Here is a 26,357-nt window from a genome sequence, read left to right on the forward strand (position 1 = left end):
CATCTTCGTGAACGGGGTTCATCCGGACGCCCCGACGAAGCGCCGTCGAGCGACCCGTGCAGCGTGCGTCACCCGACGTGGATCGATGAGGACGTCGGCCGCCCGGAGGAGTTCGACCAGCCTCTCCGGGAACACCGGATCGGCGTATTCGCAGTGCACCACGTGACGGATCTCGGGATGGCGCAGGAGGCGGCGGTCGCGACGTCCCCGAAGCCTGATGGCCTCCGCGGGAGTCCGTCCGGCGAGGATCTCGGGGTCGGTGAGCTTGATGTGCCCGTCGAACTCGACCGCGACGCCGAAGGTCCGGAGGAAGACGTCGCAGCGTCCGAGGAACCGGTCGCCGAGGATGAAGGTCTTCTGCAACTCGACCGACGACAAGCCCAGTTCGAACAGCACGACACGCAGGAGGGATTCGCCTCCGTTCTCGGCCCACGCGGACGAGAACTCGACGGCGCGACGGGCCATCCGTCCGCCCGGGTGTGAGGACGGGCCCAGTCGGGACATGAGTCGAGTGCGTCGGCGGAGGAACTCGGCCTCGACGGCAGCGCCCGTCCGGTGTCCGTCGGGCAGGACCAGGCGGCGCAGGACGGCGTCGACACACAGCACGGCATCGCCGAACGAGGCGCTCCGAGCCACGTCGACGGCGGTCCGCTCGAGGCTCGTGAGCCACACTCCGTGGAGTTCGTCGCGGTCGGCCGCCTGAACCGAGCCGGGGCGGCGCAGGAGGTCGGTCGAACGCCTCGTGGTCGTCCGCCGAGGATCGATGACGGTCACCACGTCCGCGTAGGCGTCGTGGACCCGCGGCAGACCCCACAGGGCCGCGGCCGAGTCGTGGGAGACCGTGCACCGTCGGTCCAGCCCTCGGGTGACCGCCCTGGTCAGGACGACGTGCCGCCCTCGCGCGTCGAGGTCGTCCCAGTCGGCGGCGGCGGCGTAGGTGCCCCGATGGACGCGGACCAGCGATCCCCGCCGCGCCTCGAGCTGCAGGCGTCGCGCCTCGCGTGTCGTGCCCCCGTGGGTCGAGGTGAAGACGAGCGGGCAGAGGTGGGGCGCGGTGCTGGTCGGGCGGGACGGTTCGGCGGGGTACGGCGCTCAGCTTGGCCGCCGGCGGCGCTCCTCCTGTACTGCTGGGATCATGAACGACTCCCGCTCCCTGCCCTACCCCCTCGGCGTGACGCCCCTGCCCGAGGGCGGCGCCCACGTCGCGGTGTACTCCGAGACCGCCGACCACGTCTGGTTCTGCCTGTTCGACGACGAGGCCGACGGCGGCACCGAGCGCCGCTTCGAGCTGACGAACCGCACCGGCCACGTCTTCCACGCCGTGGTCGAGGAGGCGCGGGTCGGCTCGCGCTACGGCCTCCGTGTCGCAGGCCCCTGGAACCCGGCCGCCGGCCTCCGCCACAACGAGCACAAGCTGCTGCTCGACCCGTACGCGACGGCCCTCGACGGCACGTTCGACTGGGGTCAGGCCGTCTTCGGGCACGACATGGACGAGCCCGAGACGATGGACGAGTCCGACTCCGCCGCGGCCATGCCCCGCAACGTCATCGCCGACCGCGACTTCGACTGGGGCGACGACCAGCGTCCGCTCACGCCGATGGAGGACACGGTCGTCTACGAGGTGCACGTCAAGGGCTTCACGCAGACGCACCCCGACGTCCCCGAGGACATCCGGGGCACCTACGCCGGCATGGGGCACCCCGCCGCGATCAAGCACTTCACCGACCTGGGCGTCACCGCCGTCGAGCTGCTGCCGACGCACCAGTTCGTGCAGGACAGCCACCTCGAGGAGAAGGGCCTCCGCAACTACTGGGGCTACAACTCGATCGGCTTCTTCGCCCCGCACGACGAGTACGCCTCGAAGGCCGCGGGCACGGCCGGCGGCCAGGTCGCCGAGTTCAAGCAGATGGTCAAGGACCTCCACGCCGCGGGCCTCGAGGTGTGGATGGACGTCGTCTACAACCACACGGCCGAGGGCAACCACATGGGCCCGACCATCTCGTTCAAGGGCATCGACAACGCCGCCTACTACCGACTGGTCGAGGGCGACGAGGGCAACTACTTCGACACGACCGGCACCGGCAACAGCCTGAACGTCAGCCACCCGGCGGCGCTCGGCCTGATCATGGACAGCCTGCGCTACTGGGTCACCGAGATGCACGTCGACGGCTTCCGCTTCGACCTCGCCACGACCCTCACCCGTCAGGGCGGCGAGGCCAGCGAGCACAGCGCGTTCCTCACGCTGATCCACCAGGACCCGGTGCTGCAGAGCGTCAAGATGATCGCCGAGCCCTGGGACACCGCCGGCTACCAGGTCGGCGGCTTCCCGGCCGACTGGTCGGAGTGGAACGGCAAGTTCCGCGACGACGTGCGCGAGTTCTGGAACGGCGAGCCCGGCGTCCTCTCGACGTTCTCGGACCGCGTGCTCGGCAGCCCCGACGTCTACGAGGGCGACCGTCGCTCGCCGCTGTCGAGCGTCAACTTCGTCACCGCGCACGACGGCTTCACCCTCGCCGACCTGACGAGCTACGCCGAGAAGCACAACGAGGAGAACGGCGAGGACAGCCAGGACGGCGAGAGCGACAACAAGTCGTTCAACGGCGGCGCCGAGGGCCCGACCGACGACCCCGCGGTCAACGAGTACCGCGACCGCCAGCGTCGCAACTTCCTCGGCACGCTGCTGCTCAGCGCGGGCGTGCCGATGATCCTCGGCGGCGACGAGATCGCCCGCAGCCAGGGCGGCAACAACAACGCCTACTGCCAGGACAGCGAGATCTCGTGGTTCGACTGGGAGCGCGCCGATCGTGACCTGCTCGCCTTCACGACCGAGCTGATCACGCTGCGTCGCGAGAACCCGGCGCTGCGGCCCGACTGGTTCCGGTACGCCCCCGAGGTCGAGAGCGACGACCACGTGCAGGTCCGCCGTGCCGACGACCACTCGTTCTCGAGCGGTGACTGGCAGCAGGGCGAGAACAAGGCGATCACCTTCGTGCTGACCCACAAGGACGCCGACGCGTTCGCCTACCTCGTCAACGGTTCGACGGCGGTCGTCGAGTTCAACGTGCCCGACGCGCCCCACGGCGAGTGGGAGCTCGCCGCGTCGAGCGACCCCGGCCAGCAGGTCGAGGGCGCCGTCACGACGCTGCTCGTGCGCGACGCGAGCTTCACGCTGCTGCGGAGCCGCGCCTCCTAGGCGGAGGGGCGAGCGCAGGAGGTGCGGTGCCGGTCCTCGGGATCGGCACCGCGCCTCCTGCGTCCCCCGGGAACGCGAAAGACCGCCGCCCCGAGGGGACGGCGGTCGTCGTGTGGGTCGGCCGAGGCCGAACGGGGATCAGGCGGTGGCGAGCTGCTGCGCCTCGGGGGCGAAGAAGTCGGCGTAGCTCGGTCCCGGCGTGATGTCGACGACGGTGCCGCAGACGACGGGCCCGTGGTCGACCGGCGACCGGTGGGCTCGACCGGCGGGTCGACGCTTGGGGTAGACCTCGATGCGAGCGGCGGGCACCCGCTGGTCGGCGGCGTAGTGGCCGGTCACGTCGACGGAGCGACGGACGTGCGCCACGAGCTGGTCGTGGCTGAGGCGGGCGAGGTCGGCGGCGCTCATGCCGCGGCCTCGGCCAGGAGGAGTGCGCTGATGTCGATCGGCTCGGTGGGAGCCAGGTCGTGCGCGAGGGGGTGGTGCCCGGAGGCGTGGACGATGTTCATGTGTTCAGCTCATCTCTGCGGCCCTGCGACCGCGTGCGGAACGGGGTGATGCGGGTCGCGTCGCCGTGAATCGACGCGTTCCCGACTCTCGCAGGTCACCGGGTGATCGCCACCATCGCCCGACACATCGTTCGCAAGGTGGACATCTGTTCGAACGGCGGGGGCTCAGGTGCGACGGGCCCAGAGCGCCTCGACCAGCGACGTCGTCAGCTCGTGGTCGATCGCGAACGGCCGGCCGTCGAGGTCCGACACGGGTGCGATCTGACGCCCGCTCGACAGCAGCCACAGGGCGTCCGCCTCGTGCACGCGGGTGAGCGGCAGCAGCTCGTACGCGGTCTCGTGGCCGAGGTCCGTCAGGGCCTCGAACACGGCCGCCTGGGTCGTGCCCTCGAGGATGCCCTGGTCGGTGCGCGGGGTGACGAAGCGGTCGCCGAAACGCGCGACGAGCGAGGCCGACGGCCCCTCGAGCGCGTACCCGTCGCTGCTGACGAAGAGGACGTCGTCGGCGCCCCGGCGGGCGGCCTCGCGCAGCACGCTCTTGTTCACGGCGTACGAGAGCGTCTTGGCGCCCTGCAGCAGCCACGGCGAGGTCGTCGCGACGTCGTGCCGGTAGCCGCGGTCGAGCGCCACGACGCGGATGCCGTCGCGGCGCTCGACGGCGTGGTCCTCGTAGACCTCGGTCCGGGCCCACGCGGTCGGCTCGCTGTCGGGCACGCCCTCGAGGCCGCGCGTCACGATGAGCTTGGTCAACGCGAACGGGACGGGCGCGTGGGCGGCGGCCGAGGCGAGCACCGCCTCGCGGATCAGGTCGAGGTCGAGGACGGGCAGGTCGAGCAGGGCCGCCGACCGTGCCAGGCGGGTCAGGTGCGGCTCGAGCGCCTGCACGGCTCCGTCGACGACGCCGAACGCCTCGAAGATGCCGTCGCCGCGGGTCACGCCCAGGTCGACGACGTTCACGGTCGGCTCCGCCGCGTCGGCGAGGTGCCACCCGGGACCATCGCCTCGGGCGCCGGCCCGGGCCCGGTCGATCACCACGAGCACGGGGGCAGGAGGCGCGGTGTCGGTCGTGGGGGAGGCGTCTGCGGCGAGGTCGGTCACGCCCTCGACCGTACCTCGGGCGCGGGTTTTCGCTTTGTGGACAGGCTGTGGATAATCACTCGTCGTCGAGAGGTTAGACGTCCACGGGATCTCGATCGGCCCGACGGCTGCTCGGAGGTGCGCATCGGGCACCCGCTCGCCACGGTGACTAGTGCGTCTAGCTAATTCCGGGCGCTGAACAGGCGTTTTCCTGGCAGGGTCCTCTTTGCCCGCCCAGACTGCAGCGGTACCGTGAGCGAGCCCGCCCACGGTGGGCGCGTGGTGCCCGGTGGGCCGGGAGCTTCTTCACGGGGCGGCCCGCCCGGCACCACACCACACACGTCGGACCACCCGCGCCACGGCGCGCACGTCGAAGGGCCGCACCGTCGAGACGGTGCGGCCCTTCGTGGTCGGTCCGGGACGCGTCAGCCGCGGGGCCGGGGCGGCCCGGGCTTCGGGTGCGACGGCGCGGCGCCGTCACCCGAGGGCGCGTCGGCAGGATCGGGCTCGCCGGGTTTGGGGTGGCCGGGGATCGAGTCGCCCGAGAGGTTGAGGTCGTCCGGGTCGACCTCGATGTCGCCACCGTCGTCCGGCCCGCCCTCACCGGGCAGGGCCTGGACCGCGTCCAGGTCGGTGTCGGAGTCCACGGCGGGGGAGTCCTCCGTCGCCGACCGCTGCATCTCGGCGGTGGTCGCCTCGCTCCGCGGGAAGTCCGCGGTCGGGTCGTCGGCGTCGCGACGGTCCGGTGCGGTCTCGGCGGTGCCTGCGTAGCCGACGCCGTCCGTGGCCGTCGTGGCGTCGCCCGTGGTGGTGCCGGTCTTCGTGTCCTGCTCGTCTTCGTGCATGCGGGCACGGTACGCCGTGGGGGTGCGTGCCGCATGTGCGCCGGGGCAGACTGTGGCGATGACGACCCTCACCTGCCGCGCGATCGTGTTCGACATGGACGGCACGCTCGTCGACTCGACCGCCCTGGTCGAACGCATCTGGGGCGACTTCGCGGCCGAACACCAGCTCGACGTCGTCGAGTTGCTGGCGTTCGCGCACGGCCGGCAGACCCACGACACCGTCACCCGGTTCCTGCCCCGGCTGCCCGAGGGCGAGGCACGGTCCCTCACCGACGGGCTGCAGGCGGTCGAGGCCGGCACCCGGGACGGGACCGTCGAGATCCCGGGCGCCGCCGCCTTCGTGGCGAGCCTGCCGGGTGACCGGGTGGCCCTCGTGACGAGCGTAAACTACGAGCTGGCGCGGTCGAGGATGGCCGAGGCGGGCGTGCCCTGGCCGGCGGTCGTGCTGGCGTCCGAGCAGGTGGCCGTGGGCAAGCCGGCCCCGGACGGTTACCTGCTGGCTGCCGAGCTGCTCGGCGTCGACCCGGACGAGGTCGTCGTCTTCGAGGACGCCGCGGCGGGGCTCGAGGCCGCCCGCGCCTCCGGAGCCTCGGTCGTGGTCGTGGGCGACCACGACGGGCCGGGCGCCGACGGGCTGCCGCGCGTCGCCGGGTACGAGGACGTGTCGGTGACCGTGCGGGCCGACGGGCTGCTCGAGATCACGCTGCCGTAGGGCCTGGAGCTCGCGCGGGCTGGCAGGTGGCACGGGCTCGCGGCGCGCGGCTCGCGCGGGCGCGGGCCCGGCCTCGCGGTTCGAGCTCGGGCTCGCCGCTCAGCCGTGCAGCGGGTGCGACCCCTCGTGGTTGGTCCGGTGGGCGAGGGCGTGGGCGAACTCGCGCAGGGTCTCGTCCGAGGTGTGACGGGGCGTCCAACCGAGGACGTCCCGGGCCTTCTCGGTCGACATGACCGGGATCTTGGCCGCGATGTCGAGCCAGCCCGGCTCGGTCGGCTGCAGGCGGGCCAGCCAGGTGAGCTGGACGACGGCGCGCAACAGGCGATACGGCACGGGCAGCAGGCGGGAGCCGAAGGCCCGGGCGATGCGGTCGGGGTCGACCACGGGTTCGGCGGCGAGGTTGAACGCCCCGCCGGCGCGGCGGTCGATGGCCCGCCAGAACGCGTCCGCGACGTCGCTCGCGTGCACGACCTGCGACACGAAGCGCGGGGCGAGCGGGATGAACGGGGGGCGCACGCGCTGCATCCAGCGGGTGGGCACCCAGCGACCGGCGAAGAGCCCCACGATCTCGCTCGCCGCGGAGGCCTGGAACACGAGGCCCGGGCGCATGCGGGTCAGCGTGACCTCGGGGTGCTGCTCGACGAAGGCGTCCATGACGCGCTCGTTGATCGACTTGTGCTTCGAGTAGCTCGAGCGGCGGACGCCCTTGGTCTTGTAGGTCTCGTCGACCCGTCGCCCCTTGGGGCCCCGCGAGTAGGCACCGACCGACGACGCGACGAGCACGTGCGGCACGCCGGCCCGGGCGGCGGCGTCGAGGACGTGCGACGTGCCGAGCACGTTCGTGCGGTACATGACGGCCTTGTGGTGGCTCGGCTGCAGGGCCCAGCCGAGGTGCACGACGGCGTCGGCCCCGGCGAACGCCCGCTCGAGGGCCACGGGTGAGTCGTCGGCCCCGACGTCGATCGAGAACCAGGTCACCTCGCCGTACGGCGGCGTCGCCATGCGCGGCCCCCGGCGGGCGACGCCGACGAGGGAGGTCACCTCGGGTTCGGCCTGCAGACGGGTGAGCAGGGCGGTGCCCAGGTTGCCCGTGGCTCCGACGACGACCACGCGCATGGGGGTCTCACTTTCACGACTCGACGATCGGCCAGGCGCCGACCCCGGGTGGGCGGCAGGCCTGTCCCGAGCCTACGCGCGGCCCCTGGGCGACGGTCCGGCCTCGGCGGCGATGCGGGCGACGGCGGCCTCGTCGAGCACGAAGACCTCGTCGCCGTCGCTCGGGTCGTGCGCGCGCACGACGGTCGAGCGCACCGACCCGTCGGCCGCCACCTCGACCACCGCGAAGCCCGAGCCGCGCACGGCCCGCTCCGTGCCGACGGTCGCCAGCACGTCCGTGTCGTTCGCCACCCCGGGCGCGACCACCACGGGGACGCCCGCCAGGTGGCCGACGATGTGGTGGTGGTAGTGCCCGGCGAGGACGACGCGGACGTCCGACGCCTCGAGGACCGCGGCCAGCGCCTCCGGGTCCTGCAGGGCGAGCGACTCGTGCAGGGTCGTCGGCGCCGCGATCGGCGGGTGGTGCAGCACGAGCACGGTGCCCCGCGCGGCGGGCGTCGCGAGCTCGTCGCGCAACCAGGCGAGCTGCTCGGGTCGCAGCAGTCCGTAGCCGGCCCCGGGCACGGACGTGTCGAGCCCGACCACCCGCCAGCCGTCGACGTCGCGCACGAGGTCGAGCGGCCTCGCCGGGTCGCCGCCGAGCACCTCGGCGAAGGGCTCGCGCACGTCGTGGTTGCCCGGCACGAGCACCACCTCGGCACCGGCCGCTCGGGCCCAGGCGTCGGTGCGTTCGCGGAGGTGCCGGTAGGAGGCGCGGGTCCCGTCGTCCGACAGGTCACCCGACCCCACCAGCAGTCGCACCCCCTCGACCCGCGCGGCCTCCGCCAGCACGAGGTCGAGGGCCTCGGTCGTGTCGACGACACCCTGGTGCAGGGTCCCGTCGGCGAGCAGGTGGGCATCGCTGAGGTGGACGATGCGGAGGGCTCCGGGCGGCAGGGCGTGCATGCCGCGACGCTACCGGGTGCGGGGCGGCGCGTGCGCGTGGCCCGGGGTGCCGGGGCCGCTCGGGCGGCTCGGGCGGTCGGGTCGCACCACGCACGTGGCGTCGAACCACGCACGGGGGTGGTTCGACGCCGCAACCGTGGTGCGACCTCGCGTGTGGCGGGAGGGCTCAGCCGCGGAACTGGTCGGCGGGGGCGAGGCGGCCGTGCACGCGGCGCCCGAGCTCGGCGAACATGTCGGTGACGGTCGCCCAGTCCTCGTGGGTCGGGGAGGTCGGTTCGACGAACAGGCCGTAGAACCGTCGCCCGCTGTTGAGCGACTCGACCAGGACGGTCTCGGAGCGGTCGAAGAACTGCGTCCCGTCGTGCTTGAGGGCGGACGCCCGGACGGGTTCGCCGGTCAGGGTGCTGAAGCCGGCCGACGCCAGGGCCCGTGCGGTCCTGCGCCGGGACAGTCGGGGGAGGACGGGACCGGCCTCCCCCGCGCTCAGCACCGCGCGCACGTGCGCGAACACGAGCTCTTGCTCGTGGACGGGGTGCGAGGTGGAGGTCGGCGAGTTCGTCACGGCATCACCGTGGCAGGTCGTGGCCCGGACTGCGACGCCCAGTGCGGGGGCGGCCCCTTGGGGTGCGACCCGGACTGGGGAGCCGACCGGGTGTACCCGGCGCCCGCCCACGGTGTAGCTCGGGCCGGCAGGCGTGTCCGAGAGGAGGCCCGGGGACGGGGCGCCGGGGCGTGCCGGAGAATGGCCCGATGCTTCCTGCTGCTCCCGCCGCCGGCTCCGGCCGCGACCTCGACGACTCGGCCCGGTGCCCCTGCCTCAGCGGCGAGACCTACGGATCGTGCTGCGGGCCGCTGCACCGGGGCACGACGCCCGCCCCGACGGCGGAACGGTTGATGCGCTCGCGGTACTCGGCGTTCGTACTCGCCCGCGCCTCCTACCTGCTCGAGACGTGGCACCCGACGACGCGGCCTGCGACGCTCGAGGTCGACCCGGGCACGCGCTGGTTCCGGCTCGACGTCGTGCGGACGCAGTCGGGCGGGCCGTTCGACGACGAGGGGACGGTCGAGTTCGAGGCGCACTTCCGCGACGGCGAGGGGGCGGGGTCGCAGCACGAGGTCAGCCGGTTCGCCCGGGTCGACCGACGATGGCTCTACGTCGACGGGACGGCGGGCTGACCAGGCCGCACTGAACGAGCTCGGCCTGGCCGGGGCCGGCAGGGCGGAGGCGAGACGTCGGCATCGGGCGTCACGAAGAGGACGGCGGGTCCGTCGGGCCCGGCATCCTCTCCGTGACGCCGCCGGGCCGCAGGGAGAGCTTCACGGGCAGGGACCCACGGTCCGGACGACACCGATGCAGGGCTCGCGCCCTCCATCTCGACGAACGCTAGGCCGCACGAGATGGTGCGGTTCAGACGTGGACGCTCCTCACAGGCAGGGCGTCGGGACGCGTGTTTCGGGGGACAGGACGCGCGCGGGTCGAATCCGTCACGGGGCGCGGCGCCCGAGGGCGACCGCCTCGAGTGCCCGGACCACCTCGCCGACGGCCCGCTGCGCCCGGACGACGCCGACCGGGCCGCCGAGCACCGACAGGGCCGGCTCGTGCACGACCCGCACCACGAGGCGTCCCCGGTCGTCCACGAACCACTGCACGCCGAGGGTCAGCAACTGCGCCCGCCCGGCGAAGGCGCGCAGCGCGAGGGTGGAGGCCAGCGTGCCCCGGACGGCCCGGGTGCTGCCGTCCGACGCGAGCGACAGGGTGAAGCCGTGATCGATCAGGGTCTGCTCGACGAGGTGTCGCGACTCGTCGTGTGCGCCCTCGAGGAAGACGTCGTGCGTGCTCGCCACCGGACGGGTGCGGCGGTCAGCGCAGCGGCGCGAGCATCTCGAGCTCGCGCGCGGTGGGGTCGAGGGCGTAGGGGTTCGTGTGTCCGGTCGGTTCGTACCCGCGTCGACGGTAGAACGCGATGGCCCGCTCGTTCTGCTCGTGGACGTGCAGGCGCAGGGTGTCGCCCTCGGTCGCGGCCCACGTCTCGACGCCGTCGAGCAGCAGGTCGGTGACCCCGGCCGAACGCCCCCGATGGCTCGGGGCGACGTACACGCCGACCAGCAGGGGCTGCCCCGCCGCCTGCAGGAAGCCGCCCATGGCGCCGACCCAGTCGCCCGTCCCGTCGTCGATCGCGACCAGCGAGGTGCCGTGCTCGGCCTCGCCCCGGGCCCCGCGCATCCGCCACTCGGCCTCGGCGTGACGACGGGCGACGGCGAGCGTCTCGCCGTAGGCGATCGGCGTGTCCGCGAGCATCGCGAGGCGCAGGTCGCGGACGCGCTGCCAGTCGTCGGCGGTCGTGCGGCGGACGGTCACGGGTCGTGCGGGCATGCCGCCACCCTGCCACACGGGCGGGACGCGGCGGGTGCAGGAGGCGCGGGTCGCGTCCCGACGCCGGGTCGGGCCCCGGGGTCGTCACGTCAGGAGGCGCGGGTCGCGTCCCGACGCGGACCCGCGCCCCGGGGTCGTCACGTCAGGAGGCGCGGTGCGGCCCTCAGCCGACCCGCGCCACAGGGGCGGGGCCGAGGCGCTGCTCGGGGCGGGCCGGTGAGATCAGCGTCGCGCGCCTCCCGCGGTCGTCCGGCTCGGTGTCGACGCCGAGCACCTGCAGGCGCTCGGGCGTCCGCGCGCGGAGCGCCGCCGTCCAGGCGCAGACCAGTGCGTCGAGCAGGTCCTCGCGGTGTTTGTAGGCCCGGTCGACCAGCGGCGAGGGCTCCTCGAGCAGCGCCGCCGACACCGGGTGCGAGTCGAGGCGCAACGGCACCTCGGCCCGGGCGAGCCCGCCCAGCCGACGCAGCAGCTCGTCGCAGGCCGCCGCGCGGGCCTCGCGCCGCGCCTCCTTCGGCAGGGTGAGGTCGGGTCGCTTGTAGCGGGGACGCTTGTCGTCGTAGGCGAGCTCGGTCATGCCGACGAGCGTCGTGTACGGGTAGCACTCGAAGTGCCCCACCGCGTCGGCCGCCACCGGCACGACGCCGTCGTCGTAGACGCCGCCGGCACGCTCGAGGCGCTCGCCGAGGGTGCGCCCGCCGAGCCAGGGCAGGGAGGCGCTGCTCGCGTTGGCCGACACGTGCCAGCGACCGTAGGCACGCGCCACGAGGCGTTCGCTCGCCCGCATGCCCGTGGCGTTCGGCACGAGCACGGGGGCGTCGACCGCGACGACCGAGCCGGGCGTCGACCAGCGTCGGACCCAGGCCTCGACCTCGTCGACGCCGCGCGCCCAGCCGGCGTCGAGCACCGTGCCGTCGGCGTCGATCACGGCCAGGCCGGTCTCGTTCGCGGGGCGCTCGGGCGTCGAGTCGCGCCAGGCGAGGTCGACGCCGAGGTAGCGGGGCCGGGGTGTGGTCACCGCTCGACCGTACTCGCGGCCGATACTGTCCCCATGCCCACGAGCAGCACCCGCACCAGCGGCGGCACGAGCACCCGCACCCCCGCCGACCTGCGTCGCTGGCGGCGTTACCTCGCCGACGAGCGCGCCGAGGAGTCGACCTACCGCGACCTCGCCCGCCGCCGGGACGGCGAGGAGCGTGCGATCCTCGTCGCCCTGGCCGACGCCGAGGGCCGCCACGCGCAGCACTGGGTGGACCTGCTCGGCGCCGACGTCGGGCGTCCGGCCCGCACCGACCTGCGCACCCGCGTGCTCGGGGTGCTCGCCCGGCGCTTCGGCTCGATCTTCGTGCTGGCCCTCGTGCAGAGCGCGGAGGCGCGGTCGCCGTACGCGACCGACGCGGACGCCACCGACGCGATGGCCGCCGACGAGCGCATCCACGGCGAGGTCGTGCGCGGCCTGGCCGAGCGTGGACGCAACCGCCTGTCGGGGTCGTTCCGGGCGGCCGTGTTCGGGGCGAACGACGGTCTGGTCAGCAACCTGGCGCTCGTGCTCGGCATCAGCGCCTCGGGTGTCGGGAACCACGTGGTGCTGCTGACCGGGCTGTCGGGCCTGCTCGCCGGGGCGTTGTCGATGGGTGCGGGCGAGTACGTCTCGGTGCGGTCGCAGCGCGAGCTGCTCGACGCCTCCACCCCCGACCCGACGGCGCGACACGTGCTGCCCGACCTCGACGTCGACGCGAACGAGCTGGCGCTGGTCTACCGGGCACGGGGCATGTCGCCCGACGAGGCCGAGGCCCACGCGCGGGAGGTGCTCGCGGGCGCGGGGCGAGTGGCCTCGTCGCCGAGCGCGCCTCCTGCGGGGGCCGCGCCGGGCGCCGCCACGGCCGGCTGGGCGGACGCCCCGGACCAGGAGGCGCGCTCGGCCGACGAGCCCGCCACCCACGAGACCCTCGGCACGGCCTTCGGCGCTGCCGCCTCGAGCTTCTGCTTCTTCGCGTCCGGGGCCGTCATCGCCGTGCTGCCCTACCTGTTCGGGCTGTCCGGGCTCGTGGCGGTCGTCGTGGCGTCGGCGCTGGTCGGCGTCGCGCTGCTCGGCACGGGCGCCGTCGTCGGGCTGCTGTCGGGGGCGAGCCCGGTCAGGCGGGCGCTGCGCCAGCTCGGCATCGGGTTCGGGGCGGCCGCCGTGACCTACCTGCTGGGGCTGTTGTTCGGGACCGGCGCCGCGGGCTGAGCTCGCCGCGGGCCGTGTTCGCCGCGGGCTGAGCGGATCGGGCCACCTGCGCGTCAGGCCTTGCGGTCGAGCTTCCAGGCGATCCAGCACGTGACGAGGACGACGCCGGCCGCGGCGAGGCGCGCGCCCATCAGCACCCCTTGGCCGGTCGAGGTCGTGAGGCTCATGTCGGAGCCGATGCCGATGCTCCAGATCGCGCCCGACAGGGTGAGGCAGACGACCAAGGCGAGGCCGAGCACCACCGAGGTGGCCCCGTGCGACCGGGGGCCCACGTCGTCGCGGCCGCGAGGGTCACGTGAGAGGCGGGCGGCGGCGATGCGGACGAGGCCGAGCCAGAGCAGGGCCACGGCGCAGGCGCCGACGACGTCGCTGCAGCGGTGCCAGCCGAAGGCGACGGTCTGCTCGGCGACGACGGCCGCGAACGCCGCACCGACCATGTAGAACAGGGGCCGGGCGTGCCGGCCGAAGGTGGTCATGATCGCCAGGACCGCGGCGACGGCGACCGTGACGTGCCCGCTGGGGAAGCTGTTGCCGTAGAGCTCGCCCGTCAGCTCGGGACGGGGCGCGAGCTGCTTGAGCACCTGGGTGGTGACCGTCGCGCCGATGATCAGCACGCCCGCCTGGACGGCCGACCCGGGCCGGCGGCGGAGGAACGCCACCACCATCGTGAGGGCGACGACCAGCAGCACGGCCGGGGGAGAGATGGCGTCGAGCGCGACCCCGGACTGCAACAACGTGGTGCCGTCGACCGAGCGGAGGATGCTGTCCTCGATGGACTGGCCGGTCTCGGTGAGGACCGCGATCGTGTAGACGCCCGCCAGCACGACGAGCGAGGCCGACGACGCGACCACCCAACGACCCGTGACCCGTCGACGGACGGCAGGCGTCGTCGAGAGGTTCGGGTGAGCAGTCACCGGACGAGCTAACTACACGTCGCCTGGAAACAGGCTCGGTCCGACCTGCCGATGCGCCGGGGCCGTCCCGACTCACAGCGAGGGTGCAGGTGGCCGGTCGCCGGGCGGGCCCCGACGCTCCATCAGTCGCCAGTGACCGCCGGTGAGCGGGGTGAGCGTGACGGTCGTGTAGACCACGGCGACGATGCCGAACGCGACCGTCAGTCCGATCGTGTCGGCCGCGACCCCGCCGAGCAGGGCGCCGGCCGGGATGCCGGCCCAGGCTCCCGCGGTGACCAGTCCGAAGACCCGCCCGCGGAGGTGCTCGGGGGTGCGCTCGAGCTGCACCGTGCCGAGGATCGGGTTGAGGGCGCCGGCGGCGAGACCCGAGAGCGCGGTCGCGGCGACCAGCACCGGCAACGGGGCACCGAGGGCGAACGCCAGGCTCGACGGCCCGCCGGCGAGGGTGAAGCAGGCGACGAAGGTGACGCGGCGCGGCACCCGGTGGGCGACGAAGCCGAAGGCGACGTTGCCGGCGAGGGCGCACCCGCCCATGGTGGCGACCAGCAGTCCCAGGGCGGCCGCGCCTCCGAGTCGGTCGTTCGCGTAGAGGGGCAGCAGGGTCGACCCGCGTGCGGCGTCGAGCAGGTTCGTGGTCAGCACGAGCGCGACGATCAGCCGCATCAGCGGGTCGCGGACGACGAAGCGGGCGCCCTCGACGAGGTCGGACCGGTAGGAGGCGCGGGTCGGCTCGGGCTGGTCGCCCGGCTCGTCCGCGCTCGGGGCTAGGCCGTCGGTCGGTGCCACGGTGGTCGCCGACTCGCCGTGTGCCCCGCCTGGACCGGACGCCGGGACGAGTGCCCCGGTCAGGGCCGCCGAGACGGCGAAGGTGGCGGCGTTGACGAACAGGGACGCGACCGGTCCGACGGCGGCGACGAGGAGCCCGGCGATCGACGCCCCGATCAGCTTGGCGAAGCGCTCGGACCCGTCGAGGAGCCCCACGCTGCGTTCGATGCGGACTCCGGCCCGCTCGGTCAGCGCGGGCAGCATCACCCGGCGCGCCGTCTGTCCGGGGCTGTCGAGCAGGCCGCCGACGAAGACGAGCGCGAGCAGGGCCCAGAACGGCAGCCCGACGGTGAGCGCGAGCACGGGCATCGCGAGGACGGAGGCGCCACTCACGAGGTCGGCGACGATCGCGGCCCGCCGGTGCCCGACCCGGTCGACGACGACGCCCCCGAGCGGGCCGCCGATGATCACCGGGGCCGTCGCGAACGCCGCCGCGAGCCCGACCTCGGCCCCCGACCCGCCGAGACCCAGGACGTAGAAGGGCACGGCGAAGGCCGTGACGACGTTGCCCGTCTGTGAGATCGCGTGGGCCGCGACGAGGGACGACAGGGCCACCCGGTCGGTGCGCTCGGTGCGACCCGTGCGCCCGCCGCGGGGCCGGGCCGGACGACCGCCGCGAGTGGCGCTGTCGGTGCCCCGCGCCTCCTCGGCCGGCGTGCTCTCGCTCACGACGCGCCTCAGGGGCGGCGGTAGGCCTGGTAGACGAGCACGACCGGCGCGGCGCCGTCGTCGGCCGCCGGGTCGTGGGCGGCGCTGACGTCGAGCCAGCGGTCGACGACGCCCTCGAGGTCGCGGCGCAGGGCGGCGAGCTCGGTCGTGGTGAGGCGCAGGCTGCGGTCGCCGCTCGCCCCGGCCGCGATCCACTCGCGAGGCAGGGTGGGCATCGCGTCGACGTACTCGCCGAAGCGGGCGGCGTAGGCCTGGCCGATCGACTTCTGCAGCGCGGACGAGGCGACGAGGCGGTCGGGGTCGTCGAGCAACTCGGCGGGCTCCCAACTGGTGAGCTGCGCGGTGGCCTGCCACCAGCGCTCGCGCCGGTCGGTGGTCTGCGGCTCGGCCGCCTCGATCAGGTCGATCGAGGCGAGTTTCGAGAGGTGGTAGCTGATCGTCCCCGGGGCCTCGTCGACGGCGTCGCCGAGCTGGGCGGCCGTCTGCGCGCCGCGTTCGCGCAGCAGACCGAGGAGGCGCAACCGGGTCGGATGGGCGAGCACGCGCATCGAGGCGGCGTCGGTGAGGGTGCTGCGGGAGGTCTCTCGGGGGGACATGGAGTCGACGATAGGTGCACAAGATCCGTTGCGCAAGAGTCGTTGTGGTTCTCGACGAGGGCGTGGGCGGGCCGACCAACCGTTCGAGCCGTGAGTGTGGTGGGTGTCGCGGGCGGAGGTCGGACCCGCGGCGCATGCTCGGAGCATGACCGCCGGACAGTCCGGCGCGCAGGAGGAACCCGATGACGAAGACCCCGGACGACCCGCACGGCACCGACGAGACCGACCTCGAGCGTCGTGGCAACAGCAGTGGCGAGGGTCACGGCGACCACACCGTCGGCGAGCGGGACGACCGCCCCGTCGAGATCACCAGCGAGAACCACCCCGACGGCGGCACCGGCTCCCGTTCGCTCGACGACGGACCGGCCGACGACGCCGTCCCCACCCGCCAGCCCGGGCAGGCCGAGGCCGGCCAGGTCGACGAGCTGATCGGCGACTACAAGGGCGACGGCGAAGGCAAGCACACCTACTGACACGACCCGAGGAGGCGCGGGTCGGCCTCGATTCGCGCCCCGCGCCTCCCTCGTGTAATGTTTCCTCTGGCCAATCGGCCAGCGAAACGCGCCTGTAGCTCAACGGATAGAGCATCTGACTACGGATCAGAAGGTTGGGGGTTCGAGTCCCTCCAGGCGCACAGTCTCGAAAGCCCCTGCCCAACATGGCAGGGGCTTTCCTCGTCTTCGGTGCTTGTCTGGCCGCCTCCGGCGGCGGGCGCCTTCGGCGCGAACTCGAAAAGCCCTGCCTTATGCGGCAGGGCTTTTCTCGTCCTCGGTGCCCGTCTGCTGAGATCAGCGGCGGGTCGCGCCGATGGCCCAGACCCGTGGCGGCTGGACGTCGTTGACGGCGTGGTCGCCGACGATGCGTGCTTTGAACACCCACGGGTTGTGGCTGCCGGCGGTCCGGGCGTTGCGCCAGTGCCGGTCCAGGTTCTTCGTGGTGCTCACGCCGGATGCCGCCAGCGCGTCGAACAGGTGCGAGGTCGCCTGTGTCGCGAGCGATGTCAGTGCGACCTGGGCCTGCGCGGTGGCGAGTTCGGCGCGGTCGTTCCGCCGCTCGTCCTCGGACTCGTCCAGGAAGGCGCCCTCGTAGGCGCCCTGGAGGGCCTGGGCGGCGCGGTCGACGATCGCCCGTGCGGCGAAGCCGGCGGCCGAGACCTCGCCGACGACCTGCAAGATCTGCGCGTCGGCGGCGAACGTGTCGGCGTTGCCGTGGGAGAACACCCGGGTGCGGTTCCTGACCTCGAACGCGATGTCCCGCTCGGCCGCCACGACGGAGCCGGCGAGGACGCTCAGCAGCACGGCCTGGTAGAAGGCCGTCTGGTACTTGAATCGCTCGTCGAAGAGCACGACGTCGTCCCCACCGACACGAGCATCTCGGAAGGTGCTCGTGCCCGACCCCGTCGTCCGCTGCCCGAACCCGTCCCAGTCGTCGGTGTGGGTGACACCTTCCTGGTGGGCGTCGACGATCGCGATGACCCGGTCGCCGGTGTCCGTGCGTTCGGCGTACGTGTCGATCCAGTCGGCGAAGATGCTGCCGGTGGAGTAGAACTTCTGCCCGGTGATGCGGAATCCGCCGTCCGGGTCGGGGCTGACCTTCGTCGTGACGTCGCCGACCTGCACCGTGCCCACTTCGGTCCAGGAGTTCCCGGCGATCTCGCCGCGGCCGAACCGTTCGAGCCAGACGTCGCGCGGTCCGGACCGGGCGACGAGGCGGTCCTCGACGAGAGCGAAGTGGCCGCGCAAGGCCTGGGGGATGTTGCTGTCCGCCGCCGCGAGCTCGGTGAGCAACTCGAACAGCTGCGGGAGGGTGGCGCCGGAGCCCCCGAACTCGACGGGGACACGGAGGGCTCCGAAGCCCGCGTCGGCGAGCTCGCGGATCTCGGCCACGGGGAGGCGGTGCTCACGGTCGCGTTCCGCGGCACCGGCGGCGATGCGGTCGAAGAGCGGGCGGAAACGCGCGGACAGGGCGTCGTCGGTGGGTGACGCCGTGGTGACGGACGTGGTGGAGGTGGTGGTCGTCGTGGTCATGGGTCTCGGTTCCGTTCTGGTGGGTCAGGCAGCGGCAGGGGCAGGCGTGTGTTCCGGCTGGGGACGTGTGGCGGCTCGGCGGGTGAGCAGGACGGCGCCGCCGAACACCCCGACGAGCGCCAGGAGTGCAGCCGTCGTGGCGACCGAGCCGGTCGGCCAGTGCCCGGTGAGGCCGAGGAGCGCGGGGACCGTGGTGGTCACCTGGCTCGCGAGGACGAGGGCCCACCCGGTGTAGGTGCTGATGGCCGATCGGCCGAGGGCGAGCAGGACGAAGAACAGCGCCCAGAGCGCCGCCCATCCCGTCCAGAGCACGGCGAGGAAAGGGTCGTCCGCGACGTGGACGATCGCGAAGGCGACGGCGAGAGCGGCGACCAGGCCGCAGAACCAGCCCAGGCCCACGGCGCCGAGGCCGAGGAGGGAGTCCACGCCGACGTAGAGGTACGTGATGCCGAACAAGAAGGTGCCCGAGATCCCGAAGAGGATGGGCAGGGAACCGTCGGCTGACACGGCCACGGCCACGCAGAGGACGAGCTGCAGACCGCCGACCAGGACGTTGAACACGCCGCTGTCCCGGCCGGGCACGCGCCCGAGCAGGGTGAGGCCGTTGACCAGGAGGGCGGCCCCGGAGAGGACCAAGCAGATGAGCGCCATGCGGCGACCTTGACACCGTCCGCCCCGTGGCCGCTGTCGTGTGTCCGATCAAGTCTCTTCGCTACGCCCCGTGACGGCGGTGCCCCTCGCGGCACGTCCGCCGATCTGCTGGCCACGGACAGCCAGCAGATCGAACTGGCGAGGCAGCGAGGCATCGAAGCACGACGTTCGGCGGAGTCAGCGAGGCCCCCCGTACACTGGGCCAGCGCCATTGAACGACGTCCACGCCGGCGCAGATGACGCCAAGCTGCGTTGCAGAGCGTGCAGGATGGAGTCTGGGTGAGCGTCAGAGGCGGCGGTGAGCGTCTCGGTCTTCGCGAGGTGGCCGAGCGTGCGGGTGTGTCGCACATGACCGTGTCCCGCGTGCTGAACGGTCACCCGCAGGTCAAGGAGTCCACGCGCCAACGCGTGCTCGAGGTCGTCGCCGAGCTGGACTTCCGGCCCAACAGCGCTGCGCGCGAGCTCGTCACGCAGCGGGCTCTCCGGATCGGCGTGCTGATCGAGAGCGCCGTCGAGTTCGGCCCCTCGAGCATCCTTCGGGCCATCGAGCGATCGGCGCGTGACGGCGGGTACTCCGTGGCGTCGTTCGCGCTCCGCGACGACTCGGCGACACCCGAGGAAGCCGTGCGCCACCTCACCGGCCAGGGCATCGACGCGCTCTGCGTGGTCGCCCCGCGCTCGTCGTCCGTGGCCGTGCTTCGGACCATCACGACCGGGCTGCCGACCCTGGTCGTGAAGGCCGAGAAGGACCCGGCGTTCCTCACGGTCTCGGTCGACCAGGCCGCAGGCACGAAGCTGGTCGTCGATCACCTCGCGTCGCTCGGTCACCGCGACGTCCTCCACCTCTCGGGGCCCCTCGACTGGTTCGACGCCCGCGCCCGCGAGCGGGCCTTCCACACGCGCACCCGAGCCTGGGGCATGCGCGAGCGGCCGATCGTGATCGGCGACTGGTCGAGCGATTTCGGCTACGACTTCACGCGCGGTTTCGCCGGCGTACCCGAGTACACCGCCATCTTCGTCGCGAACGACGAGATGGCGCTGGGCGTGATCCACGGACTGCACGACCGCGGCATCCGCGTCCCGGAGGACCTCAGCGTCGTCGGTTTCGACGACCTGCCCGTCTCGCGCCACTTCCTCCCGCCGCTCACGACGGTGCGGCAGGACTTCCCCGCGCTGGGATCTCTCGTGGTGGACGTCCTGATCGCCGCGATCGAGGGCCGCGAGATCCCACAGAACAGCCGCATCCCGGCCGAGCTCGTGGTGCGTGACTCCACCGCGGCTGCCCGCCAGGTCGACCGAGATGGCCATCTGACGTAATCCTGGTCGTCGTCGTTCGCCCACGCGCACGCAGGCAGCTACAGTCGTGCACGTCGGACGCTGTCCGACGTGAGGCCACCCCGGCCACCGACCCGAGGAGCACCAGGTGCGTCACGTACGGGCATCGATGACGATGCACCCGGCCGGCCCCCAGGCCGCTGCCCCGACCTCGTCCGGGCGCGCCGGGCGAGAGGGCGGATCACTGCAGCCGACCGTGCGCATGAGGGGCATCACCGTCGCGTTCCCGAACGGCGTCGCTCTCGACGGAGTAGACCTCGACCTGCACTCGGGCGAGGTGCACGCTCTCCTCGGCGAGAACGGTGCGGGGAAATCCACGCTCATCAAGGCGCTGCTCGGCGTCCATCCGATCGAGGCGGGAGAGGTCCTCGTCGATGGGGAGTCCGTCCGGCTCGGCGGACCGGCCGACGCACGGGCCCTCGGCATCCAGGCCGCGTTCCAGGAGTCACACCTGGTCGAGAGCTTGAGCGTCGGCGAGAACGTGATGCTCGGCCACGAGGTGCGTGGTCGCTTCGGCATCTCGTGGCCGGCCACCCACGCACGTGCCGCAGCGATGCTCGCCGAGCTCGGGCTGGCCGAACTGGACCCCCGCGGCATCCTCGCCGATCTCACCCCCGCCAGTCGTCAGCTCGTCTCCATCGCCCGCGCCATGGTGGACCGGCCCCGGGTGTTGGTGCTCGACGAGCCGACGTCGAGCCTCGATGCGGTCGACGTGGCACGGCTCTTCGACGTGATCCGTCGCCTCCGCGACCAGGGCGTCGCGATCCTCTTCGTCTCGCACTTCCTCGAACAGGTGCTGGCGCTGAGCGACCGCATGACCATCCTCCGCGGGGGCGTGAAGGAGGGCGACTACCTGTCGCACCAGATCGGCCGGGCCGATGTGGTCGCACGGATGATCGGCAAGGACATCGCCCAGCTTCAGCGCATCGGTTCCGAGCGTCGGGCGCATCGTGTGGACCCGGTCGGCCCGCCGCTGTACCGCGCCGCCGGGGTGGGACGCCGCGGGATGCTGAGGCCGGTCGACTTCGAGCTGCATGCGGGCGAGGTCGTGGGCATCGCGGGGCTTCGCGGCTCCGGCCGAACCGAGCTCGCGCGCCTGCTCGCGGGTGCCGATCGAGCGGACGGCGGAGTCGTGACGCTCGGCGGACGTGCGGTCGTCATCGACCGGCCGGCGGACGCATTACGGAACCGAGTGGCGCTCTCGGCGGAGGACCGTGGGGCCGAGGGGCTGATCAACGAGTTGAGCGTCCGCGAGAACATCGTCCTTGCACTGCAGGCTCTGCGTGGCTGGTCGCACCCGCTCTCCAGGGCCGAGCGCGAGGACCTCGTCGAGCGGCACATCGAGCACTTCGACATCACACCGGTCGACCCGGGGACGCTCGCGGGCGAACTCTCCGGCGGCAACCAACAGAAGGTGTTGCTCGCGCGCTGGCTGGCGATCCGGCCCCGCGTGCTGATCCTCGACGAGCCGACCCGCGGCGTCGACATCGGGGCCAAGGTTGACATCCAGGCGCACATCGCCCAACTCGCCCTCGAGGGCGTGGCCGTCGTGTTCATCTCCAGCGCGTTCGACGAACTCGTGCGGGTGAGCGACCGGATCGTGGTGCTCAAGGACCGCGAGAAGATCGGCGAGCTCAGCAACGGGCCGGGCGTCACGGTCGACACGCTCGTCGAGCTCATCGCCGCGCCGGACGACGAGAGCGACGAGGGCGACGACTTCCCGCCGGTGTGGCATGACGGGCCCCTCTCGCCGCCTGCGGCGCCGTCACGCCGCTGAGGCTCGCAGTCGATCCCTTCCCGACGAGCGGATGTTCTCGATCACTCTTGTGTTCTCGTAACTGTTACCGGTAACATTCCCAGCACGCGGAAGCACCCGAGCCCACGCAGCACGACCGGCCCCAGGCCAAGTCGAGACGCAGACGTCCCGACATCTCAAGGAGGAGATCCATGTCCACGAAGAGGCGCATCGCCACCATCGCCGCCGCAGGGGCCATTGCCCTCGGTCTCGCGGCCTGCAGTTCCGGCACTGGTTCGACGGGCGGCGGTGACGACCTGGCAACGGTCGGCTTCGTCGCGGTCGGCCCCGAGGGCGCCTGGCGTCAGGCCAACGAGACGAACATCCAGGACACCTTCACGAAGGAAGCCGGGTTCGATCTCAAGTACGCCCCGGCGACCAACAACGACCAGAAATCGCAGATCGACGCGTTCACGTCGTTCGTGGACGAGGGTGTCGACGTGATCCTGCTCTCGGCCACCGAGGGCTCCGGCTGGGAGGACTCGCTCGAGCGGGCGAAGGAAGCCGAGATCCCCGTCGTTCTCATCGACCGTGGCATCGAGCCGGACGACACCTCGCTCTACGCGACCCGGATCGCGCCCGACAACATCGCCGTCAGCGAGTCCGTCGCCGAGTGGGCCAAGTCCGCTCTTCCCGAGGGTGGCAAGTACTTCACCCTCGAGGGCCCGGCGGGCGTCTCGGTCGTGAACGAGCGCAACGAAGGTTGGGACGAGGTGATCGGCGCCGACAGCGCGTTCACGAAGATCGGCGCACAGACCGCCAACTGGTCGACCGAAGAGGCCAAGAGCGTCTTCGAGACGGTGCTGAAGTCGAACGGCAACGACGTCCAGATGGTCTTCGCCCAGAACGACGAGATGGGACTCGGCGCCGTGCAGGCGGTCGAGGAGGCGGGTCTCACGCCCGGCAAGGACGTGAAGATCGCCACCATCGACGGCACGAAGAGCGCCCTCGAGGCGTTGTCCGAGTCGAAGCTCAGCTTCGTCGCCGAGTACAACCCCCTCTTCGGCGAGACCGCGCTCGACGCCGTGCAGAAGCTGCTCGACGGAGAGACCGTCGACTCGTCGATCGTCGTCCAGTCGGCCACGTTCGACTCGCCCGAGGCGGCCACCGCGGCACTTCCCGACCGCAAGTTCTGATCCGTTCGCACGGCCACACCCGGCGGCGAGGCGGACGAGTCCGCCTCGCCGCCCCCGCCACCCGCCCGCTGCCACGGCAGCGGGCGGGTGAGCATCGGCAGACAAGGAGTTAAACGCATGCAGGCACCCGGCCCCATCGTCGAGATGCAAGCCATCACCATCGCTTTTCCCGGGGTCAAAGCCCTCGACGGGGTCGACCTCCGTCTCTACCCCGGCGAGGTCCACACGCTGATGGGCGAGAACGGCGCCGGTAAATCGACGCTCATCAAGGCGCTCACGGGCGTCTACGGCATCGACTCCGGACGTGTCGTCGTCGACGGCGTCGAACGTCGCCTCTCGGGCACCGCGGACGCGCAGGCTGCGGGGATCTCGACGGTCTACCAAGAGGTCAACCTGTGCAGAAACCTCACCATCGGTGAGAATGTCATGCTCGGCCACGAGAAGCGCGGCCGGTTCGGCATCGACTGGAAGGGGACGCACGCCGCCGCCTCCGAGGTCCTGGCGCGGGTGGGACTCGGTCACCTGGACGCGCGCACCCCCCTCTCGTCGCTCAGCCTCGCCCTCCAGCAGCTCGTCGCGATCAGCCGCGCCACGGTCGTCGAGGCGAAGGTGCTGATCCTCGACGAGCCGACCTCGAGCCTCGACGCGGACGAGGTCGAAGGTCTCTTCCGGGTCATGCGACGCCTTCGTGACGAAGGCGTCGCCATCCTCTTCGTCTCTCACTTCCTCGACCAGGTCTTCGCGATCAGCGACCGACTCACCGTGCTGCGCAACGGCAAGTTCGTGGCTGAGCACCTCACACGAGACATCGATCGTGCCGGCCTCATCTCGGAGATGATCGGGAAGGACCTGCAGAGCCTCCGCTCCCTCGACCGGGACCGGGCGAGCCGACAGGTCGCCGAGGGCGAGCCCGTCTACCGGGCCACCGGGATCGGCCGCAAGGGCTCGCTCGACGCGACGGACGTCGACCTGCGTCGCGGCGAGGTCGTGGGCCTCGCCGGCCTCCTCGGCTCCGGCCGCACGGAACTCGCCCGTCTCCTCTACGGAGTCGATCGCCCCGACTCGGGATCCGTGACCATGGACGGCGTCCCCGTGGCGATCTCGTCCCCTGCGAAGGCCCTGAAGCACCGCATCGCGTTCTCGAGCGAGAACCGTCGAGACGAGGGGATCATCCGCGACCTGAGCGTCCGCGAGAACCTCGTGCTCGCCGTGCAGGCGAAACGGGGCTGGGCCCGCCCGCTCTCGGCCAAGGAGAAGGACCGCATGGTGACGAAATATCTCACCGAGCTCAACGTGCGACCCGCAGATCCCGATCGACCCATCCGTAACCTCTCCGGCGGCAACCAGCAGAAGGTCCTGCTCGGCCGGTGGCTGGCGACCGAGCCGGAGCTGCTGATCCTCGACGAGCCCACACGCGGCATCGACGTCGGTGCCAAGGCCGAGATCCAGGAACAGGTCGCCGCCCTCGCCGACACGGGAGTCGCCGTCGTGTTCATCTCCTCGGAGCTCGAGGAGGTCGTCCGGCTCAGCGATCGGATCGTCGTGCTGAAGGACCACCGCAAGATCGCCGAGCTCGCGGCGGGACCGGACGTCACCGCCGAGTCCATCGTCGCCGCCATCGCCGAGGAGGGCGTCTCCGAGATCCCCCTCGAGACCATCCCCCGCACCACGCCCGAGGAGGCAACCCGATGAGTGACCCGACGACCACCATGACCAGGCGCCTGGGCGCCCACGGGCTCGGTGACCTGTTGCACCGGCCCTGGGTCTGGGGCACGGTCGCGATCGTGCTGCTGCTGGCGATCAACGTGGCGAAGGACCCCGGTTACCTCGCACTGTCCGTCAACCCGGACACGGGCAACCTCGTGGGCAACCTCGTCGACATCCTCCGGGCCGCTGCCCCCGTGCTCATGATCGCGGTGGGCATGTGCCTCGTGGTCGCCACCGGCGGCATCGACCTGAGCGTCGGCTCGATCATGGTCGTCGCCGGTGCCGTCTCGATGGAGTTCCTGAAGGCGGCCGGCTCCGACTCCCTCGGCGTCGCGCTCGCCGCGATGGGCCTGGCGCTCCTCATCGCCGGGGTCCTCGGCGCGGTCAACGGCATGCTCGTGTCGGTCGTCGGGCTGCAGCCGTTCATCAGCACACTCGTGATCATGCTCGCCGGCCGTGGCCTGGCCAAGGTCATCACGGGAGGGCAGAACACGGCCGCGGCCAACGAGCCCTTCCGCTGGGTCGCCAACGGTTACCTCGTCGGACTACCCGTCGTGTTCCTGCTGGCCGTGCTGATCACGCTCGGCGTCGCCGCCCTCGTGCGGCGCAGCGCCCTGGGGCTCATGATCGAAGCGATCGGAATGGACCCGAAGGCCGCGCGCCTCGCGGGGCTGGACCGCCGAGCCCTTCTGTTCACCGCCTACATCGGGAGCGGCCTGCTCGCCGGCGTGGCCGGGATCTTCGCCACGTCCAGCGTCATGACGGTCGACGTCTCGCGCACCGGTTACCAACTCGAGCTCGACGCCATCCTCGCGGTCGTCATCGGCGGGACGTCGCTGGCCGGCGGCAAGTTCCACCTGCTCGGAGCCGCGGTCGGGGCGCTCCTCATCGCGACGCTCGACAAGACCGTCGTGTTCCTCGGCGTCTCCTCCTCGGCGACGCCCGCCTTCAAGGCGATCGTGATCGTGGCGATCGTGCTGCTGCAGTCCCGGCGCGTCCGCGCCCTGTTCACGAGGCGCCGCCGCCCGGCGCCGACCTCCGTGCCGACCGAGAAGGAGGCCGTGTCCGCATGAGCGCCACGACGATCCGCCCGCCCCTCACCCCCACGCCCGTCCCGTATACACATCTGACGCTGCCGACGAACGGCATGGCCTCATGATGCGCCGCGGGGCTGGGACGCCGCACCGGGTCGCCCGCAGCCGTCGCCCCCGTGGCCGGTTGGGGTGGCCGGACGAGCGCCGACTCCACCACGAGGCTGATGCCCGACGGCCGATCCGCACCTACCCCCGCTGGACGATCGACTGACGGACGCCCTCGTGCCGCTGTGCCATGGGAGCGACGACGGCTTCCCAGAGGATCTCGTCGTCGACGACCGTCGACGTGGGTACGAGCCCGAGCCGACGGGCCACCCGGGCTGACGCCTCGTGGTCGGGGTGGACGTAGGCCTGCAGGCGCCCGACACCCAGCGAGGTCAGCCACGTCACGACGGCTGTCGCCGCCTCCCCGGCGAGACCGCGACCCTGTTCCGAGGCCGTGACCAGCCACGCGAGATCAGCGACGAGGTCAGCGCCCTCGCGTGTGAGCGTCGCCTGGACGAATCCGACGGCCGGCCCACCGACAGCAGATCGGATGATCCAGTTCAGCCACCCGGCACGTCCCTCTTCGGACTGACCCGTCGACTGACGGCGGTAACGCGCTTCGAGT

Annotated in this window: 25 protein-coding genes, 1 tRNA gene and 1 pseudogene; 11 read left to right on the forward strand and 16 right to left on the reverse strand. The window is 72.3% G+C overall.

Annotation, left to right across the window (positions count from 1 at the left end; all coding sequences use genetic code 11):
- Positions 1–18: 18 nt before the first annotated feature.
- Entirely contained in the window at positions 19–774 is a 756-nt protein-coding gene (locus tag ARTHRO9V_RS01400; protein WP_159825091.1) for a hypothetical protein, read from the reverse strand.
- 361 nt (positions 775–1,135) lie between these two features.
- On the opposite strand from ARTHRO9V_RS01400, the gene glgX reads away from it, so the two are divergent.
- On the forward strand, positions 1,136–3,193 hold the full coding sequence (gene glgX / locus ARTHRO9V_RS01405) for a glycogen debranching protein GlgX (RefSeq protein ID WP_159825093.1): 2,058 nt from the start codon (positions 1,136–1,138) through the stop codon (positions 3,191–3,193).
- 138 nt (positions 3,194–3,331) lie between these two features.
- Here the strand turns inward: glgX and ARTHRO9V_RS01410 are convergent, their stop codons facing one another.
- The 3 genes from ARTHRO9V_RS01410 to ARTHRO9V_RS01420 all read right to left on the reverse strand — a co-directional run bounded on the left by ARTHRO9V_RS01410 (position 3,332) and on the right by ARTHRO9V_RS01420 (position 5,624).
- The gene (locus ARTHRO9V_RS01410; protein ID WP_123571943.1) at positions 3,332–3,601 is read right to left on the reverse strand and encodes a hypothetical protein; all 270 of its coding nucleotides are present in this window, start codon (positions 3,599–3,601) and stop codon (positions 3,332–3,334) included.
- A 266-nt stretch (positions 3,602–3,867) separates the two neighbouring features.
- A complete protein-coding gene (locus ARTHRO9V_RS01415) occupies positions 3,868–4,800 on the reverse strand; it encodes an aminodeoxychorismate lyase (RefSeq protein ID WP_236556831.1) in 933 nt (310 codons plus the stop codon).
- A 404-nt stretch (positions 4,801–5,204) separates the two neighbouring features.
- Complete coding sequence (locus tag ARTHRO9V_RS01420; RefSeq protein WP_148053722.1) at positions 5,205–5,624, reverse strand: hypothetical protein; 420 nt, start codon at positions 5,622–5,624, stop codon at positions 5,205–5,207.
- A 58-nt stretch (positions 5,625–5,682) separates the two neighbouring features.
- Between ARTHRO9V_RS01420 and ARTHRO9V_RS01425 the strand changes: the two genes are divergently transcribed.
- Complete coding sequence (locus ARTHRO9V_RS01425; protein WP_159825095.1) at positions 5,683–6,336, forward strand: HAD-IA family hydrolase; 654 nt, start codon at positions 5,683–5,685, stop codon at positions 6,334–6,336.
- Between the two features lie 99 nt (positions 6,337–6,435).
- On the opposite strand, the gene ARTHRO9V_RS01430 is transcribed toward ARTHRO9V_RS01425, so the two are convergent.
- From ARTHRO9V_RS01430 to ARTHRO9V_RS01440, 3 genes are all read right to left on the reverse strand, one after another.
- Complete coding sequence (locus tag ARTHRO9V_RS01430; protein WP_159825097.1) at positions 6,436–7,452, reverse strand: NAD-dependent epimerase/dehydratase family protein; 1,017 nt, start codon at positions 7,450–7,452, stop codon at positions 6,436–6,438.
- A 72-nt stretch (positions 7,453–7,524) separates the two neighbouring features.
- Positions 7,525–8,397 carry a metallophosphoesterase gene (locus ARTHRO9V_RS01435; protein ID WP_159825099.1) on the reverse strand — a complete coding sequence of 291 codons (873 nt, stop codon included), beginning with the start codon at positions 8,395–8,397 and terminating at the stop codon, positions 7,525–7,527.
- 166 nt (positions 8,398–8,563) lie between these two features.
- The gene (locus ARTHRO9V_RS01440; protein ID WP_056047249.1) at positions 8,564–8,959 is read right to left on the reverse strand and encodes a hypothetical protein; all 396 of its coding nucleotides are present in this window, start codon (positions 8,957–8,959) and stop codon (positions 8,564–8,566) included.
- Positions 8,960–9,147: 188 nt separating this feature from the next.
- Between ARTHRO9V_RS01440 and ARTHRO9V_RS01445 the strand changes: the two genes are divergently transcribed.
- On the forward strand, positions 9,148–9,573 hold the full coding sequence (locus ARTHRO9V_RS01445) for a YchJ family protein (RefSeq protein ID WP_159825101.1): 426 nt from the start codon (positions 9,148–9,150) through the stop codon (positions 9,571–9,573).
- A 309-nt stretch (positions 9,574–9,882) separates the two neighbouring features.
- Here the strand turns inward: ARTHRO9V_RS01445 and ARTHRO9V_RS01450 are convergent, their stop codons facing one another.
- The 3 genes from ARTHRO9V_RS01450 to ARTHRO9V_RS01460 form a co-directional block, all read right to left on the reverse strand.
- Positions 9,883–10,242 carry a hypothetical protein gene (locus ARTHRO9V_RS01450; RefSeq protein WP_159825103.1) on the reverse strand — a complete coding sequence of 120 codons (360 nt, stop codon included), beginning with the start codon at positions 10,240–10,242 and terminating at the stop codon, positions 9,883–9,885.
- 16 nt (positions 10,243–10,258) lie between these two features.
- On the reverse strand, positions 10,259–10,771 hold the full coding sequence (locus tag ARTHRO9V_RS01455; RefSeq protein WP_159825105.1) for a GNAT family N-acetyltransferase: 513 nt from the start codon (positions 10,769–10,771) through the stop codon (positions 10,259–10,261).
- 163 nt (positions 10,772–10,934) lie between these two features.
- Positions 10,935–11,786 (reverse strand): DUF429 domain-containing protein, encoded by an 852-nt coding sequence (locus tag ARTHRO9V_RS01460; RefSeq protein ID WP_056047240.1) that lies wholly within the window; start codon positions 11,784–11,786, stop codon positions 10,935–10,937.
- A 33-nt stretch (positions 11,787–11,819) separates the two neighbouring features.
- Between ARTHRO9V_RS01460 and ARTHRO9V_RS01465 the strand changes: the two genes are divergently transcribed.
- Positions 11,820–12,998, forward strand: a complete 1,179-nt coding sequence (locus ARTHRO9V_RS01465) for a VIT1/CCC1 family protein (protein WP_159825107.1) — start codon at positions 11,820–11,822, stop codon at positions 12,996–12,998.
- 53 nt (positions 12,999–13,051) lie between these two features.
- Here ARTHRO9V_RS01465 and ARTHRO9V_RS01470 read toward each other — a convergent pair whose 3' ends face one another.
- From ARTHRO9V_RS01470 to ARTHRO9V_RS01480, 3 genes are all read right to left on the reverse strand, one after another.
- A complete protein-coding gene (locus ARTHRO9V_RS01470; RefSeq protein ID WP_159825109.1) occupies positions 13,052–13,912 on the reverse strand; it encodes a phosphatase PAP2 family protein in 861 nt (286 codons plus the stop codon).
- Between the two features lie 72 nt (positions 13,913–13,984).
- A complete protein-coding gene (locus ARTHRO9V_RS01475) occupies positions 13,985–15,406 on the reverse strand; it encodes an MFS transporter (protein ID WP_236556833.1) in 1,422 nt (473 codons plus the stop codon).
- Between the two features lie 8 nt (positions 15,407–15,414).
- Complete coding sequence (locus ARTHRO9V_RS01480; protein WP_056047229.1) at positions 15,415–16,002, reverse strand: helix-turn-helix domain-containing protein; 588 nt, start codon at positions 16,000–16,002, stop codon at positions 15,415–15,417.
- A gap of 182 nt (positions 16,003–16,184) precedes the next feature.
- On the opposite strand from ARTHRO9V_RS01480, the gene ARTHRO9V_RS01485 reads away from it, so the two are divergent.
- Positions 16,185–16,475, forward strand: coding sequence for a hypothetical protein (locus ARTHRO9V_RS01485; RefSeq protein WP_056047225.1), 291 nt, complete (start codon positions 16,185–16,187; stop codon positions 16,473–16,475).
- 88 nt (positions 16,476–16,563) lie between these two features.
- Positions 16,564–16,636: transfer RNA gene (locus ARTHRO9V_RS01490), tRNA-Arg, on the forward strand.
- Positions 16,637–16,790: 154 nt separating this feature from the next.
- On the opposite strand, the gene ARTHRO9V_RS01495 is transcribed toward ARTHRO9V_RS01490, so the two are convergent.
- The gene (locus ARTHRO9V_RS01495; RefSeq protein WP_159825111.1) at positions 16,791–18,029 is read right to left on the reverse strand and encodes an acyl-CoA dehydrogenase family protein; all 1,239 of its coding nucleotides are present in this window, start codon (positions 18,027–18,029) and stop codon (positions 16,791–16,793) included.
- Positions 18,030–18,053: 24 nt separating this feature from the next.
- A complete protein-coding gene (locus ARTHRO9V_RS01500) occupies positions 18,054–18,680 on the reverse strand; it encodes an AmiS/UreI family transporter (protein ID WP_159825113.1) in 627 nt (208 codons plus the stop codon).
- Between the two features lie 279 nt (positions 18,681–18,959).
- On the opposite strand from ARTHRO9V_RS01500, the gene ARTHRO9V_RS01505 reads away from it, so the two are divergent.
- The 5 genes from ARTHRO9V_RS01505 to ARTHRO9V_RS01525 all read left to right on the forward strand — a co-directional run bounded on the left by ARTHRO9V_RS01505 (position 18,960) and on the right by ARTHRO9V_RS01525 (position 25,726).
- Positions 18,960–19,997 (forward strand): LacI family DNA-binding transcriptional regulator, encoded by a 1,038-nt coding sequence (locus tag ARTHRO9V_RS01505; protein WP_159825115.1) that lies wholly within the window; start codon positions 18,960–18,962, stop codon positions 19,995–19,997.
- Positions 19,998–20,217: 220 nt separating this feature from the next.
- A complete protein-coding gene (locus ARTHRO9V_RS01510; protein ID WP_056261674.1) occupies positions 20,218–21,792 on the forward strand; it encodes a sugar ABC transporter ATP-binding protein in 1,575 nt (524 codons plus the stop codon).
- A gap of 170 nt (positions 21,793–21,962) precedes the next feature.
- Complete coding sequence (locus ARTHRO9V_RS01515) at positions 21,963–22,946, forward strand: ABC transporter substrate-binding protein (protein WP_056227458.1); 984 nt, start codon at positions 21,963–21,965, stop codon at positions 22,944–22,946.
- A 117-nt stretch (positions 22,947–23,063) separates the two neighbouring features.
- Positions 23,064–24,638 (forward strand): sugar ABC transporter ATP-binding protein, encoded by a 1,575-nt coding sequence (locus ARTHRO9V_RS01520; RefSeq protein WP_159825117.1) that lies wholly within the window; start codon positions 23,064–23,066, stop codon positions 24,636–24,638.
- Complete coding sequence (locus tag ARTHRO9V_RS01525; protein ID WP_200922590.1) at positions 24,635–25,726, forward strand: ABC transporter permease; 1,092 nt, start codon at positions 24,635–24,637, stop codon at positions 25,724–25,726. The genes ARTHRO9V_RS01520 and ARTHRO9V_RS01525 overlap by 4 nt, the downstream gene beginning before the upstream one ends.
- A 207-nt stretch (positions 25,727–25,933) precedes the next feature.
- On the opposite strand, the pseudogene ARTHRO9V_RS01530 reads toward ARTHRO9V_RS01525, so the two are convergent.
- A pseudogene (locus tag ARTHRO9V_RS01530) lies at positions 25,934–26,344 on the reverse strand (GNAT family N-acetyltransferase); the annotation flags it as partial.
- Between the last annotated feature and the right edge of the window lie 13 nt (positions 26,345–26,357).

Origin of the sequence: Frigoribacterium sp. 9N, assembly GCF_902506305.1 — a bacterium.
GTDB lineage: Bacteria > Actinomycetota > Actinomycetes > Actinomycetales > Microbacteriaceae > Frigoribacterium.